This is a genomic window from Kitasatospora sp. NPDC022856, from assembly GCF_055561235.1.
In genome coordinates, this window is sequence record NZ_JBVHHE010000011.1 from 35,476 (window position 1) to 49,897 (window position 14,422).

Below are 14,422 nucleotides of genomic sequence, written 5' to 3' on the forward strand. Positions count from 1 at the left end.
CTCAGGCCACCGGCTCCAGCGTCCCGGTGTGCAGCTCGCCGACCCGGCCGCCCTCGCCCTCGTACGTCCAGAACGCGCGCACCGTCAGCCTGCCGAGGTCCATCACGTGGCTGACGGTGATGCCGCTCTGCTCGGTCCAGCTGACGAAGTACAGCTCCGGCCCGATCTCGGCGATGTGCAGCGCGACGTCCTCCCACTGGCCCGCCGACTCGCCGAGGCCCTCCCAGCGCAGCCGCTTGCCGTCGGGCGAGTAGGCGTTGCGGAAGGCCGCGCCGTTGTCGACCTGGAAGAGGTAGGTACGGCCGGCGAAGGCGGGCAGGGGCGCGGTCATGGCGGAGCGGGTCCTCGTCTCTCGTCTGTGCGGTACGGCTGGACTCCCAACCTATCCGACCGGCCGACCTTCGCGGCGGACATGCGGGCACCCGGCCACGGAGCGGACACCGGGGCGGCGCCGCCCCCGCCCGGCCGGACCTCCGCCACCCGCTCGCCGACCCGCCGCCGACCCCGTCGGCCGCCCCGCGCCCGCCCCACGCCCCGCCCCGTCTCCAACTGATCAACTTCCCCGGTGACTTGATCCACTCCGGACGGCTCGCACTGTGAGCTGCGCGACAACACCCCCCGTCGGCTTGTCGACATTCGAGCGGCCTGCCTAGCCTGCACGAGTCCGTCTTCGCGGACCCCGCCGTCGGGACGCCGAGTCCTGTCCACCCGCCGGTCGGCAGTCGAGCACCGCAGCGGACGGGAGCGGGGGACCCAGGTCAGTGCCAGGCCCACGCGCTCGCGCGTGCGGACCGAGGCTAGGGGTGAAGCCGCTCCCACAGGCGGCCGGGCAACCTCAGCCCGAACCCGACAGCTCACCTCGCAGGCGTCTACAGAGGACACCGCCATGCAGAAGCCTGCCCGGCGCGCGACCCCGCGCCACGCCCGCCCCTCCCACCGAGGCCGCAAGGCCGCCTTCGCCGCCACCGGAGCGCTCGCCATCAGCGGCGCCGGCCTGCTCGGCGTCCCGGCGCTCACCGGCGCCCAGGCGGCCACCGCGCCGACCGTCACCCAGGACAGGCTCGCCCCGGCCACCATGGTCGCGGGCAAGGCCACCACGGCCGCGCTGACCGTCCACTCCTCGTCCTGCTTCACGGCCAAGACCGTCGGCGTCGGCGTCCGCGACGCGGCCGGGCGCAACCTCGACTTCCCCGGCAACGTCTCCAACGCGCAGATCTGCCCCGGCGGCCTGTCGATCACCACCGGTGCCCGCACCCTGCCCGCCGGGACGTACACCCAGTTCGGCTTCTGGCAGGACCTCGGCGGTACCTGGCACAACCTGCCCTCGCGCCAGCTCGCGGTCTCCGACGCGACCGTCGCCCCCGCCCCGAGCCCGACCGCCACCCCCAAGCCCACCCCGACGCCGTCGCCCACCGCGACCGCCACGCCGTCGCCCACCGCCCCGGCCCCCACCGCGCCGGCGACCGGCGCGCCGGTCGCCGGGAAGTCGCTGACCTGGTCGGACGAGTTCAACGGCCCGATCGCCTACGGCTCGCGCTGGACGGGCGACAAGAGCAGCGCCTACCGCTACGGCAACCACAACCCGGACGACAACAAGCTGGACTGGCTGAACAGGAACAACGTCTCGGTGGCCGGCGGCGTCGCCACGTTCACCGCCAAGCCGGGCGCCAACACGCTGGAGAACGGCAAGAAGTCCTGGGACACCGGGCTGCTCACCACCGAGTACTCCAGCGAGGGCTTCCAGGTGAAGACCGGCGACTACGCCGAGACCCGGGTCAAGCTCCCGGCCGGCACGGGGGCCTGGCCGGCCCTGTGGACCTGGAAGAACGGCAACGGGGAGATCGACTCCTTCGAGTACCACCCCGACAACCCGAACCTGCTGGAGCTGACCAACCACGTCAACCCGGGCCACCTGTACTACACCGACGCCAAGGCGATCGCGAAGGACGGCTGGGTCACCATCGGCACCCACTACGGCGCCACCTCGGTCGACTGGTACGTCAACGGTACGAAGGTGTTCTCGGACGGCAAGGGCGTCGGCGCCAACTGGTCCGCGTACCTGATCCTCAACCTGTCCCTGAGTGCAGGGCAGTACCACGCCGCGCCGCAGGGCACGGCCCCGATCACCTTCGCCGCGGACTACGTCCGGGTCTACCGCTAGGCCGATCGGCGCCCGGTCCGGACCGGAACGCACCCGGACCGGAACGCACCCGGACCGGAACGCACTCGGCGCGGTACGGCTCAGGACAGCCGTACCGCGCTGAGCCGTCGGGGCCCGGCTCGGTACGGCCCTGGCCGGTCCGGTCAGTAGCTGGCGGGGGGCTCGACGATGTTCATCGTGAACGGCAGCTTGTTGTTCTCCGAGTTCGGGTCGTCCGCACTGCTGATGGCGACGTAGCCGCCGTGCAGCTCGCCGTAGGGGACGTCGGCGCCGACCTTCAGCGGGATCAGTGCCGTGGCGCTCTCGAGGCTCGGCAGGCCCGGGGGGAACTGGCAGCGCACCCGGTGGCCGTTCTGGAACGCGGTGCAGTTCTCCGGGGAGAACGGCTCCCTTGGCGTGACACCCTCCGGCAGGGTGACGACCACGGTGAACGGCGAGGCCGTCCTGTCCGGCCCGCGGTTGGCGATGAAGGCGTGCAACGTGACCATGCCCTCCGGCGCGACGGCGTCCGGGTCGAGCCGGATCACCTCCAGGTCGGAGTTCGACGGGGCCGGCACCGCGAGTGGCGCGACCTCCGCCGCCGGGGCGTCCCCGACCGCGGGATCGGCGCCCGGGCAGGCGGCCCCCGCCGACCCGGCGGCCAGCGCGGTCACCGCGCACCCCACCGTCAGCGCCCTGCCGAGGAATCTCAGTGCGGACCTTCTGCGCGACATCGTCGCTCACCCTGCCCTCTGCGTTCCGGCGGTCCGCACCGTTGCGGGCCGCGTCGGCACCAGCGTGACCGACCGGCTCGCCGTCCTCGTCGCACCCCGCCCTCGGGCCGCCCGAACGGAGGAACGGCACGCCGGAGGCCACCCGGCCTTCCCTGCGCGGCAGGAGCGGTGATCGTCCGTCAGGGGGCGAGGACCTGCCCCAGCCGGGCCGCGATCTGGTGCATCACGGGGACGAGCGAGGCCGCGCCGGCCTGCTCCTCCAGCGCCCGGATCCGGGCCTCCGGGCCGGAGACGGAGAGCGCCGTCGGCGTCGGCGCGCCGGGTACCGCGAGCGCGATGCAGCGGACCCCGATCTCCTGCTCCTGGTCGTCCACCACGTAGCCGCGCTCACGCGCCTGCGCCAACTGGACCAGCAGCTCCTGCGGGTCGGTCACGGTGTAGGAGGTGTGCGCCGGCAGCGGGTTCGGGCCGAGCACGGCCCGCGCCTCCTCCTCGGGCAGCTGGGCCAGCAGCGCCTTGCCGACGCCCGTGCAGTGCGGCTGCACCCGGCGGCCGACCTCGGTGAACATCCGCATCGAGCGCCGCGACTGCACCTGGCCGACGTACACCACCTCGCCGCCCTCCAGCACGGCCAGGTTCGCCGTCTCGCCGGTGGCCTCCATCAGTTCGGCCAGGTAGGGGCGGGCCCAGCTGCCGAGCAGTCGCCCGGCCGTCTCACCGAGCCGGATCAGCCGGGGGCCCAGGGTGTAGCGGCGCGCGGTGTCCTGGCGGACATAGCCCTGCTGCACGAGGGTACGAACCAGGCGGTGGATGGTGGGCATCGGCAGCCCGGAGGAGGTGGAGAGCTCACTGAGCGTCGCCACGCCGCCGGAGTCGGCCAGCGCCTCCAGCAGCAGGAAGGCGCGCTCGACGGACTGCACGCCGCCGCTCGCGCGGTCCGGACCCGTCGTCGATGCTGTGTCGGGGGTCGCAACCACCGGCGTTCCCTTCGCTGTCGGGGGAGGAGTAGAGTCCCAGCGATCACCTCAACAAACCGTTGAAATTCTGTATCGCGGAAACTAGTCTCCACCTTACAGAATCGAACCCTCCGACAGGTGGGGTTTCCCCTCGGTTCAGATCAAGGACGTTCCCACCGGAACTGCCTTCGCCATGCTCAACCGTCTTAGGAGTGTCCTGCTCATGGCTACAGATCAGGGACCCGCCGGCGCCTCCCCCGCCGCTCCGGTCGTCACTGTCGCCGGTCCGCGAGTCCACCGGGCCGAGGAGGTGCTCACTCCGGAGGCGGTCGCCTTCGTCGTCGGCCTCCACCGCGCGTTCGAGGACCGCCGGCAGGAGCTCCTGGTGCGCCGCAGGACCCGCCGTGCCGAGATCGCCGAGGCCGGCACCCTGGACTTCCTCCCCGAGACGGCCGCCGTGCGGGCGGGCGACTGGACGGTGGCCGAGGCCCCCCGCGCCCTCCAGGACCGCCGGGTCGAGATCACCGGCCCCACCGACCGCAAGATGGTCATCAACGCCCTCAACTCCGGCGCCCGGGTCTGGCTGGCGGACTTCGAGGACGCCACCTCGCCGACCTGGGAGAACGTGGTCGGCGGCCAGATCAACCTGATCGACGCCTTCGAGGGCCGGATCGACTTCACCTCCTCGGCCGGCAAGGCCTACACCCTCAGGCCGGCCGCCGAGCTGGCCACCGTCGTGGTCCGCCCGCGCGGCTGGCACCTGGACGAGAACCACCTGCTGGTCGACGGCCGGCCGGTCGCCGGGGCCTTCCTCGACTTCGGCCTCTACTTCTTCCACAACGCGGCGCGGCTGCTCGCGCGCGGCGCGGAGGACCCGAACTCCGGCCCCTACTTCTACCTCCCGAAGACGGAGAGCCACCTGGAGGCCCGGCTCTGGAACGACGTCTTCACCCACGCCCAGGCGGCGCTCGGCATCCCGCACGGCACCGTCCGGGCCACCGTGCTGATCGAGACCATCACCGCGGCGTTCGAGATGGAGGAGATCCTCTACGAGCTGCGGGACCACGCCGCCGGGCTCAACGCCGGCCGCTGGGACTACCTGTTCTCGATCGTCAAGAACTTCCGCGACGCCGGCGAGCACTACATCCTGCCGGACCGCAACGCCGTCACCATGGCCTCCCCGTTCATGGCCGCCTACACCCGGCTGCTGGTGCAGACCTGCCACCGGCGCGGCGCGCACGCGATCGGCGGGATGGCCGCCTTCATCCCCAGCCGCCGCGACCCCGAGGTCAACGCGGCCGCCCTGGAGAAGGTCAGGGCCGACAAGGACCGCGAGGCCGGCAACGGCTTCGACGGCTCCTGGGTCGCCCACCCGGACCTCGTCCCGGTCGCCCGTGCCTGCTTCGACGCCGTCCTCGGCGAGCGCCCGAACCAGAAGGACGACCCGGGCCCGGCCGAGCCCGTCACGGCCGCCCAGCTGCTCGACATCGCCGGCGCCGGCGGCCACTGCACCCACGCCGGCCTGCACAACGCGGTCCAGGTCGGGGTCCGCTACATCGAGGCGTGGCTGCGCGGCCTCGGTGCCGTCGCCATCTTCAACATGATGGAGGACGCCGCCACCGCCGAGATCTCCCGCTCGCAGATCTGGCAGTGGATCCACAACGGCGTGGTGCTCTCCGACACGGGCGAGAAGGCCACCGCCGACCTGGTGCGCCGTCTGGTGGCCGAGGAGCTCGCCGCGCTCCGGGCCGAGCTGGGCGACGAGGCCTACGCCGGTGGGCGCTGGCGCGAGGCCGCCAAGCTCTTCGAACAGGTCGCCCTGGCCGAGGAGTTCGCGGACTTCCTGACCCTGCCCGCGCTGCCCCTGCTGGACTGAGTCCAATCTATCCGTGCGTGCGCCCGCTGCCGCCTGCCGGCTTGTAGCAGTCGCCGCGCCCCATTGCTCCGTTCCGTACGGCGACGAATCCAGCTGTCCTCATCGTCGCCGTGCGGAACGGCCGTTTCCGGAGGCATCGATCCCCGTGGCACGCATCTTCTTCAACGGCCAGGCCATGGTCGGCGGCCCCTTCCACCCCTCGGTGGCCGACGCGCTGGTCGGCCCGGTCCGCACCGCGCCGGGCTACCGCTTCTTCTCCATCGGGGACGTCTGCCCCGGACTGCTCGCCGACCCGTCCGTCGACACCGCCATCGAGGGCGAGCTGTACGACATCACCCTCGAACACCTGCGGGACGTGATCCTCCCCGGCGAGCCCCGTGAGCTCGAACTCGGCGTCATCACGCTGGCCGACGGCTCGCCCTGCCTCTCCATGCTGCTCGCCCGCGGCGAGGCCGACCGCGGCGTCCACCGCGAGATCACCCGCTACGGCGGATGGCGCCGCTACCTCGCCACCCTGGGCCGCACGGCCTGACACCCCACCACGCTCGGAGGGCCTGCGCCGACCGGCGCAGGCCCTCCGTCGTGTCCGGACCCCGATCGGGCCGACGCGGAGGGGCCGCCTCCGCCCGGGCACGCCACAGCCCCGGACCCTCGCCGTGGGTCCGGGGCTGTGGTCCGTGCGCCGTCCTGAGCGGTGGCGCACGGAGTCCGGGTGACGCACCGTCCCTGGGCGGCCCGGAGTTCAGGGGGTTACACGGGGCGGGCGGCGAGCTCCTTGGCGGCGCGGGCGCAGGCCTGCGCGATCCGGTCCTCGTTCACCGTGGTCAGCTGCCCCTTCTCCACGACGGCGTTGCCGTTGACGAAGAGGGCGGCCAGCGGCGGCAGGGCGCCGAGGGTCAGCGCGGCGACCGGGTCGGCGATCGAGGAGTGCATGATGCCGTCGATCTTCCACAGCGCGAGGTCGGCCAGCTTGCCGGCCTCGATCGAGCCGATCTCGTTCTGCCGGCCGAGCACCCGGGCGCCGCCCATGGTGCCGAGGCGCAGCGCCTGGCGGCCGGTGAGCGCGGTCGGGTAGCCGTGCAGGCGGTTGATCAGCAGGGCGTTGCGCAGCTCGGTGCCCAGCTCGCCGGACTCGTTGGAGGCGGTGCCGTCCACCCCGAGGCCGACCGGGACGCCGGCCTTCAGCATGTCGGGGACGCGGGCGATGCCGGCGGCGAGGCGGGCGTTGGAGGACGGGCAGTGCGCGACACCGGTGCCGGTCTCGGCGAACTTGGCGATGTCCGAGTCGTTCATGTGGACGCAGTGCGCCATCCAGACGTCCTCGCCGAGCCAGCCCACCGACTCGAAGTAGTCGGTCGGGCCCATCCCGAACAGTTCCTTGCAGAACGCCTCCTCCTCGGCGGTCTCGGAGCCGTGGGTGTGCAGCCGGACGCCCTTGCGGCGGGCCAGCAGGGCGGCCTCGCGCATCAGCTCGGTGGAGACCGAGAAGGGCGAGCAGGGCGCGATGGCGATCTGGAGCATCGCGTCGGAGGAGGCGTCGTGGTACTTGTCCACGGCCGCCTCGGAGGCGATCAGGATCTCCTCGGTGTTCTCGACCGCGTGGTCCGGCGGCAGGCCGCCGTCCTTCTTGCTGCGGTCCATGGAGCCGCGCAGCGCGGTGAAGCGCATGCCGAGCTCCTGGACGGCCTCGATCTCGGCGCCGAGGATGTCGCCGCCGTCCTTCGGGAAGACGTAGTGGTGGTCGGCGGCGGTGGTGCAGCCGGACTTGAGCAGTGCGGCGGCCGAGCCCTGGGCGGCGGCGTGCACGAGCTTGTCGTCGATCCGGGCCCAGGTCGGGTAGAGGGCGACCAGCCAGTCGAAGAGGATGTTGTCCTGGGCGAGCCCGCGGGTGATCCACTGGTAGAAGTGGTGGTGGGTGTTGACCAGGCCGGGGGTGACGAGGTGGCCCTCGCCGTTGATCCGGCGTACCACGTTGTCCAGCCACTGCGGGGCGGGGCCGTCGCCGACCGACTCGATCCTGTTGCCGAGGACGACCACGTGGCCGCGGGCGTACTCGGTGTCGTTGGCGTCGACCGTCGCGATCGCGACGTTCTCGATCACGATCCGCTGGTCGGCGGGTGGGGGCTGGACTGCCATGGTGTTACTCCTATGGGGGGAGGGTTGACGAGGAGCGCGCGATGAGCGGCACGCGCCCCCCGTCAACCGGTCAGGACGGTGTCGCCGTCGGCACCGTCGTGGCGGGGTTCCCGTCGGCCGGCGACCGGCGGGCGACCCCGACGTGGTGGAAGAGCAGGTTGAGCAGGACGGCCATCACGCTGCCGGCCGATATCCCGGAGTGCAGCAGGGTGCGGACGGCCTCCGGGAAAGCGTCGTAGAAGGTCGGTACCGCGATCGGTATGATCCCGACCCCGAGCGCGACCGACACCAGGATGGTGTTCGAGCTGGACTCCATGCCGGCCTCCGCGAGGGTGCGGATGCCGCTCGCCGCGACCGTGCCGAAGAGCACGATCCCGGCGCCGCCCAGGACGGGCTGCGGCACCAGCGAGACGACCGACCCGAGCACCGGGAAGAGCCCGAGCAGGATCAGGATCCCGCCGCCGGCCGCGACCACGAAGCGGCTGCGGATCTTCGTCAGCGCCACCAGTCCGATGTTCTGGGCGAAGGCACTGGCGGCGAAGCCGTTGAAGACCGGGCTCAGCGCGGTGGCCAGGCCGTCCGCCCGCAGGCCGGCGGCGAGGGTGGCCTCGTCGGCCTGACGGTCGACGATCTTGCCGAGCGCCAGCATGTCGGCGGTGGACTCGGTCATCGAGACCACCATGACGATGCAGAGCGAGACGATCGCGGCCGCGTCGAACACGGGGGCGCCGAAGTGGAACGGGGAGGGGAGCGCGAAGACCTTCGCGTCCTGTACCGCGCCGAAGTCGGCCAGGCCCAGCGGGAAGGCGAGCAGGGTGCCGAACGCCAGCCCGACGAGCAGCGAGAGCTGCTGCCAGAAGCCGCGCAGCAGCCGGTTGCAGAGCACCACCGCGAGGAGGGTGATCGCGGCGAGGCCGATGGCCCGCATGGACCCGAATCCCGGGGCGCCCGGCGATCCGCCGCGCGCCCAGTTCACCGCCACCGGCAGCAGGGACACCCCGATGAGGGTGATCACGGTGCCCTGGACGACCGGTGGGAAGAACCTGATCAGCTTGCAGAAGTACGGCGCCGCGAGGAAGCACAGGAGCCCCGCGACGATCACCGCTCCGAAGATCACCGGGAGGGCGTCCTTCGGTCCGTGCTCCTTGGCTATGGCGATCATGGGCGCGACGCCCGCGAACGAGACGCCGTTCACGAACGGGAGCCGCGCGCCGATCTTCCAGATGCCGAGGGTCTGCAGGAGGGTGGCCAGTCCGGCGGTGAACAGGCTGGCCGAGATGAGCAGGGCGAGTTCGGTGGGGGAGAGCCCCACGCCGGCGCCGACGATGAGTGGAGGAGCTACGACTCCCGCGTACATCGCGGCGACGTGCTGCAGACCGGTGGAGACCAGCTTCACCGTCGGCAGCATCTCGTCCACGGGGTGGACTCCCGGCCCGGAAGGGGTGTCGGGGAGGTGGGTTGACACACCGTCCGGACCGGGTGGTCTTTCTGGGGTGGAACCGCCGTCTGTGGTGCGGGTGGAACGGAGTGCCATGTCGAGCCCCTCTTGTGCCCTGGCTCTCGGCGCGCCCGCGGCGCTGGAGATCCCCCGAGGGCGGGACGGCGGAGCAAGGATCCCTCGGGACGCTTCTCCAGCACCCCGGGCCGGCCGCCGTGAGGCGGGCACGATCTCCGGTGGGTGGGGGGTGGAGAAACTGCTGGTGCAGGAGTTGCGGGTACTGCGAACCGTCCGGTGCCGGCCGGCCGTGGGAGGCCGGGGGGTGCGGTGGTGCCGGGCGGGGTCCATGGGTGGGGAACGGTCAGGCGACCGGGATCACCGGGACGACGCCCTCGCGGTGCACGGTGCCCTCGATCAGGCCGTACATCCGGTCGGCGGCGTAGTAGACCTCGTTGTCGTTCTTGAGGCCGAACGGCTCCAGGTCGACCAGGAAGTGGTGCTTGTTGGGCAGCTCCAGGCGGACCTCGTCCACCTCGGCGCGGTTGTTCAGGACCCGGGTGCCCATCGAGTGCAGGGTCTGCTGCAGCGAGTAGGAGTAGGTCTCGGCGAAGGCCTCCAGGAGGTGGCGCCGCACATGGGTGTAGGAGCGGTTCCAGTTGGGCTGGGGCTCCTCGTCCCGGCCGTCGAAGCCGTACTTCCAGCGGGCCGTCACCTGGGTGGCGAGGATCCGGTCGTACGCCTCCTGGAGGGTGGTGTACTTGTCCTTGATGTAGCCCCAGAACTCCGAGTTGGTGGAGTTCATCACCACGAGGTCCTTGAGGCCCGAGATCACCTGGACGGTCTCGCCGTCGTAGACGACCTCGCAGGTGCGGGTCTCGCCGCCGTTGCGGACGAACGAGTGGCCGACCTCCTCCGAGCCGATGAAGCGCGCGGAGTTGTCCGGGGTCTTGATCCGGTCCCAGGTGTACTCCTCGATCCGGATCCGGGCCCGGTGGATCGGCTCGTTGTTGTCCACGAAGTGCTTCGCCAGCGTGATGCCGAACTGCTCCGCGGACTCGATCCCGTACTCCTTCGCGAAGGCGAAGACGGTGTTCTTGGTGGTGTCGGTGGGCAGGCAGTTGGCGTTGGAGCCGGTGAGGTGGACGTCGTCGAGGTCACCGGAGAGGGCGACCGAGACGTTCAGGTCCTTGATCTCGTGACGGGTGCTGTCACGGTAGACGCGGACGATGCGGTTCTCCGCCTTGCCGTACTGGTTCTGACCGAGCACGTGGGCCATGACAGGCTCCCAATCAATCAAGCGGTCTAGCTTCCGCGGTAGACCGAGTATCCGAACGGGTTCAGCAGCAGCGGCACGTGGTAGTGGTGCTGCGCGGGTGCGACCGTGAAGACGATCGCGACCTCGGGGAAGAACGGCGGCTCCGCGGAGGTGCGCGCGTAGTACGCGGCGGTGTCGAAGAGCAGCCGGACGACCGAGCCCGCCTCCGCGGCCGGCAGGTCCTTGGCCCGGCCGTCGGAGTCCGTGGCGGAGGTGCCGAGCACCTTCCAGCCACCCTCGGTGTGCAGTGCGAGCTCGACCGGGACACCCTCGGCCGGGCGGCCGAGGCTGGTGTCGAGCACGTGGGTGGAGATGCCAGTCATGGGTGAAGTGACCTTACTGATGGCAGATGTGACGGTACGTCGATACGTCGGTGCGTCGAAAGTAGCTGACGACGGGTCAGTTCTCGTCGAGCAGTCGGTTGATCCGAATGTCGTTGATCTTGCGCAGCTCGCCCCGGACGATCTCCGCCTCGGTGGCGGCGTCGTTCGGGAAGCGCTCCCGCAGGGCGGCGAGCATGGTGTCCGCGGTGCGGCCGGTCGCGCAGATCAGGAACACGTGGCCGAACTTGGCCTCGTAGGCGGTGTTGGCCCGGTGCAGTTCGTCGAGGAGTGCGGTGTCCACTCCCCGGATGCCGGCCTGTTCGCGCTCGGAGGTGGCGTCACCCGCCTTGGGCGTGCCGATCCGGGCGTGGCCGGCCATCGCGTCGCGCAGGTCGGCGGCCGTCAGTGCGGCCATGGCCGTCGCGTTGGCGTCGAGCAGGGCGGCGCGGTCCGGCCAGGGCCGGGCCGATGCCACGGCGTCGGCCCAGGTGCGGCTGGAGCAGACCTCCAGCAGGAGCTCTCTCAGCTCGGCGGCGTCGGCCGCCGCCAGGGCGTCAAGGGCGTGAGGGTGGTTGGTCACGGGTGGACCTCCTGAAGAGTGGTGCCACCCGCACAAGCTAGATCCACCCAACCGGGCCGTCAACACTTTGTTGAACGGTTGGTGGTTACGTTTTGAACCGGCCCCGGTTGCCGGGCCGTTTCGTGTGCGATGAGACAAGTGTGCCCCGCCGGGGGCTGATGAAGACTGGCCGGGCCGGCGGGGCACACCCGGTCGGCCGACGCGGCCGACCGGGGCGTCGCACGCTCAGCCGGACTTCGTGCCGTCCTGGCGGTTGAGGTAGTTGTACACGGTGAAGCGGCTCACGCCGAGCGCCGAGGCGACCGTCTCCACCCCGTGGCGGACGGTGAAGGCGCCCCGCTCCTCCAGCAGGGCGACCACGCGCTGCTTCTCCCAGCGGTCCAGCTCGGCCAGCGGCCGGCCGTCGAACTGGCGGGCCATCTCGGTCAGCAGCCGGTCCAGCGCACTGCTCAGGTGGGGCAGCCGGACGGCCAGGGCCGGGGTGCCCTCCCACTCCAGCAGGACGTCCTCGGCCTTCGCCTCCGCCAGCGGCACGGGCGTCGCGCCGACGGCCTCCAGCAGCGGCTTTATCGCGGCGGCGAGGGGGTGGTCCACGTGCTCGGTCACGGCGTACCGCCCTCCTCGCCCAGCACGCTGACCTGGACCGAGATTCGGGTCGCGCCGGCGTCCAGGGTCTCCCGGAGCAGCTTGGTCACGGCGGCCAGGACCTGGTCGGCCTCGCCCTCCGCGCCGGTTCCGAAGGGGCCGACCGCGACGGCCAGGCCGGCTTCGTCGACCACCTTCCGGGCCGCCACGGCGTGCTCCGGGAACGTGTCCAGTTCGAACGGTTCTGTCGTGAACTCCACCATCAATCGCACCCGCTCACTGTAGCGAGCGGGAGCGCGGCCGGTCATCGGGCGGTCGGCCGCCGGGGGGCGGCTGGTCGATCGAACAGCGCGGGCCCGGTGCGGGGGATCGGCTTCGGCCTCTTCAACAAATTGTTGCGACGGTCTTGACACTCGCTCGACGGGCCGGACATGCTTCCACCAAGCAGAATCCCTCTTCCGGATCGTGGAAGTTGCGGATAGACGGAAGAGAGATGAGAGGTGATTGACGTGACTGCCGCCTCCGCGCACAGCTTCACCGTCAACCTGTCGATCCTGTTCGGCGAGCTCCCGCTCCTGGAGCGCCCGGCCGCTGCCGCGGCCGCCGGCTTCACCGCCGCCGAGCTGTGGTGGCCGTTCGGCGAGGAGCACGCCCCGTCCGAGGCCGAGCTGGACGCGCTCCGCAAGGCCTTCGGCGACGCCGGCGTGCGGCTGACCGGTCTCAACTTCCTGGACGACCTCAGCAAGGGCGCCCGCGGCACCGTCTCGGTCCCGGCCGAGAAGGAGCGCTTCCGGGCCAACGTGCCGGTCGCCGCCGGGCTGGCCGCCTCGCTCGGCACCACGGCGCTCAACGCGCTCTACGGCAACCGGATCGAGGGCGTGGACCCGGCCGAGCAGGACGCGCTCGCGCTGGAGAACCTCGTCGTCGCCGCGCGGGCCGCCCACGAGATCGGCGCCGTCCTGCTGATCGAGGCGCTGAACAAGCCCGAGTCCCCGGACTACCCGCTGGTCTCCGCGGCCGCCGCGGTCGAGGTGGTCGACAAGGTCAACGCCGCGACCGGCCTGGGCAACGCCAAGTTCCTCTGCGACCTCTACCACCTGGCCATGAACGGCGAGGACCTGGCGGCCGTGATCGACACCTACGCCGACCGCTTCGGCCACGTGCAGATCGCCGACAACCCCGGCCGCAACGAGCCGGGCACCGGCGGGCTGGACTTCGAGGACCTCTTCGCCCGGCTGACCGCCGCCGGCTACACCGGCCGGATCGGCCTGGAGTACCGCCCGGCGGGCGGCGTCAGCGCCGACAGCTTCGAGTGGCTCCCGCGCGAGCACCGCGCCGGCTAGCGCACCGCGCTCCGGCAGCCACCGCACCCCACCCCACCACGGACAAAGGAACGACGCGATGAGCCGCAAGATCGCCTTCATCGGCCTCGGCATCATGGGCAGCCCGATGGCCGCCAACCTCGTCAAGGCCGGCCACCACGTCACCGGCTACAACCTCACCCAGCCGCAGATCGACGCGCTGGTCGCGGTCGGCGGCCACGGTGCGAGCAGCATCGCGGACGCGGTGAAGGACGCCGAGGTCGTCATCACCATGGTCCCGGCCGACCCGCACGTCGAGCAGGCCGTCCTGGGCGAGGGCGGGGTGCTGGAGAACGTGCGGCCCGGCACGCTCGTCATCGACATGTCGAGCATCACCCCGCAGACCTCGATCAAGGTCGAGGCCGCCGCCAAGGAGAAGGGCGTCCGCACCCTGGACGCGCCGGTCTCCGGCGGCGAGGCCGGCGCCGTCGAGGCGGTGCTGTCGATCATGGTCGGCGGCGCGGCCGAGGACTTCGCCGAGGCGAAGCCGCTGTTCGACGTGCTGGGCACCACGGTCGTCCACGTCGGCCCGGCCGGCGCCGGCCAGACCGTCAAGGCCGCCAACCAGCTGATCGTCGCCGTCAACATCCAGGTGCTGGCCGAGGCCGTGGTGTTCCTGGAGAACGCCGGCGTCGACCTCGCGGCCGCGCTGGACGTGCTCGGCGGCGGCCTGGCCGGCTCCACGGTGCTGAACCGCAAGAAGGCGAACATGCTGAACCGCGAGTTCGCGCCGGGCTTCCGGATCGACCTGCACCACAAGGACATGGGCATCGTCACCGACGCCGCCCGTGCCGTGGGTGCCGCGCTGCCGGTCGGTGCGGTGGTGGCCCAGCTGGTCGCCTCCGCCCGCGCCAACGGCGACGGTTCGCTGGACCACTCGGCGCTGCTGCGCGGCGTCGAGCGCCTCTCCGGCCGCGAGCTCGCGTGACGCTCGCGGGACCGGCGGTACCCCCGCGGTACCTCTGAGACTCCTCCTGG

At 71.6% G+C, this 14,422-nt stretch carries 15 protein-coding genes and 1 riboswitch; of the genes, 5 read left to right on the plus strand and 10 right to left on the minus strand.

Annotated elements, in window-relative coordinates; all coding sequences use genetic code 11:
- Window position 1 precedes the first annotated feature (1 nt).
- Window positions 2-331 carry a MoaF-related domain-containing protein gene (locus ACZ34W_RS15710; RefSeq protein ID WP_329490584.1) on the minus strand — a complete coding sequence of 110 codons (330 nt, stop codon included), beginning with the start codon at window positions 329-331 and terminating at the stop codon, window positions 2-4.
- A gap of 426 nt (window positions 332-757) precedes the next feature.
- Window positions 758-882: riboswitch (cyclic di-AMP (ydaO/yuaA leader) on the plus strand.
- 4 nt (window positions 883-886) lie between these two features.
- Here ACZ34W_RS15710 and ACZ34W_RS15715 point away from each other — a divergent pair.
- The gene (locus ACZ34W_RS15715; RefSeq protein WP_465604341.1) at window positions 887-2,161 is read left to right on the plus strand and encodes a glycoside hydrolase family 16 protein; all 1,275 of its coding nucleotides are present in this window, start codon (window positions 887-889) and stop codon (window positions 2,159-2,161) included.
- A gap of 143 nt (window positions 2,162-2,304) precedes the next feature.
- On the opposite strand, the gene ACZ34W_RS15720 is transcribed toward ACZ34W_RS15715, so the two are convergent.
- The gene (locus ACZ34W_RS15720) at window positions 2,305-2,874 is read right to left on the minus strand and encodes a hypothetical protein (RefSeq protein WP_465604343.1); all 570 of its coding nucleotides are present in this window, start codon (window positions 2,872-2,874) and stop codon (window positions 2,305-2,307) included.
- Window positions 2,875-3,053: 179 nt separating this feature from the next.
- Window positions 3,054-3,851, minus strand: a complete 798-nt coding sequence (locus tag ACZ34W_RS15725; RefSeq protein ID WP_329490588.1) for an IclR family transcriptional regulator — start codon at window positions 3,849-3,851, stop codon at window positions 3,054-3,056.
- A gap of 202 nt (window positions 3,852-4,053) precedes the next feature.
- On the opposite strand from ACZ34W_RS15725, the gene aceB reads away from it, so the two are divergent.
- Window positions 4,054-5,706: a malate synthase A gene (aceB, locus tag ACZ34W_RS15730; protein ID WP_465604345.1), complete on the plus strand. Its 1,653-nt coding sequence runs from the start codon at window positions 4,054-4,056 to the stop codon at window positions 5,704-5,706.
- Window positions 5,707-5,851: 145 nt separating this feature from the next.
- Window positions 5,852-6,238, plus strand: coding sequence for an allophanate hydrolase-related protein (locus ACZ34W_RS15735; protein WP_329490590.1), 387 nt, complete (start codon window positions 5,852-5,854; stop codon window positions 6,236-6,238).
- A gap of 218 nt (window positions 6,239-6,456) precedes the next feature.
- Here the strand turns inward: ACZ34W_RS15735 and ACZ34W_RS15740 are convergent, their stop codons facing one another.
- The 7 genes from ACZ34W_RS15740 to ACZ34W_RS15770 form a co-directional block, all read right to left on the minus strand.
- Entirely contained in the window at window positions 6,457-7,842 is a 1,386-nt protein-coding gene (locus ACZ34W_RS15740; protein ID WP_329490591.1) for an 8-oxoguanine deaminase, read from the minus strand.
- 70 nt (window positions 7,843-7,912) lie between these two features.
- Window positions 7,913-9,376, minus strand: coding sequence for a nucleobase:cation symporter-2 family protein (locus ACZ34W_RS15745; RefSeq protein WP_380384500.1), 1,464 nt, complete (start codon window positions 9,374-9,376; stop codon window positions 7,913-7,915).
- A 265-nt stretch (window positions 9,377-9,641) separates the two neighbouring features.
- A complete protein-coding gene (pucL, locus tag ACZ34W_RS15750; RefSeq protein ID WP_329490592.1) occupies window positions 9,642-10,556 on the minus strand; it encodes a factor-independent urate hydroxylase in 915 nt (304 codons plus the stop codon).
- A 26-nt stretch (window positions 10,557-10,582) separates the two neighbouring features.
- Window positions 10,583-10,918, minus strand: coding sequence for a hydroxyisourate hydrolase (gene uraH, locus ACZ34W_RS15755; RefSeq protein ID WP_329490593.1), 336 nt, complete (start codon window positions 10,916-10,918; stop codon window positions 10,583-10,585).
- Between the two features lie 76 nt (window positions 10,919-10,994).
- Window positions 10,995-11,498 (minus strand): 2-oxo-4-hydroxy-4-carboxy-5-ureidoimidazoline decarboxylase, encoded by a 504-nt coding sequence (gene uraD, locus ACZ34W_RS15760; protein ID WP_465604348.1) that lies wholly within the window; start codon window positions 11,496-11,498, stop codon window positions 10,995-10,997.
- A gap of 225 nt (window positions 11,499-11,723) precedes the next feature.
- The gene (locus tag ACZ34W_RS15765; RefSeq protein WP_329490595.1) at window positions 11,724-12,104 is read right to left on the minus strand and encodes a helix-turn-helix domain-containing protein; all 381 of its coding nucleotides are present in this window, start codon (window positions 12,102-12,104) and stop codon (window positions 11,724-11,726) included.
- A complete protein-coding gene (locus ACZ34W_RS15770) occupies window positions 12,101-12,346 on the minus strand; it encodes a thiamine-binding protein (protein WP_387887521.1) in 246 nt (81 codons plus the stop codon). Before ACZ34W_RS15770 ends, ACZ34W_RS15765 begins: the two co-directional genes overlap by 4 nt.
- Window positions 12,347-12,583: 237 nt before the next feature.
- Here ACZ34W_RS15770 and ACZ34W_RS15775 point away from each other — a divergent pair, with 237 nt between their 5' ends.
- Window positions 12,584-13,426 (plus strand): TIM barrel protein, encoded by an 843-nt coding sequence (locus tag ACZ34W_RS15775; RefSeq protein ID WP_329490597.1) that lies wholly within the window; start codon window positions 12,584-12,586, stop codon window positions 13,424-13,426.
- Window positions 13,427-13,484: 58 nt separating this feature from the next.
- Complete coding sequence (locus ACZ34W_RS15780; protein ID WP_329490598.1) at window positions 13,485-14,372, plus strand: 2-hydroxy-3-oxopropionate reductase; 888 nt, start codon at window positions 13,485-13,487, stop codon at window positions 14,370-14,372.
- The last annotated feature ends 50 nt before the right edge of the window (window positions 14,373-14,422 follow it).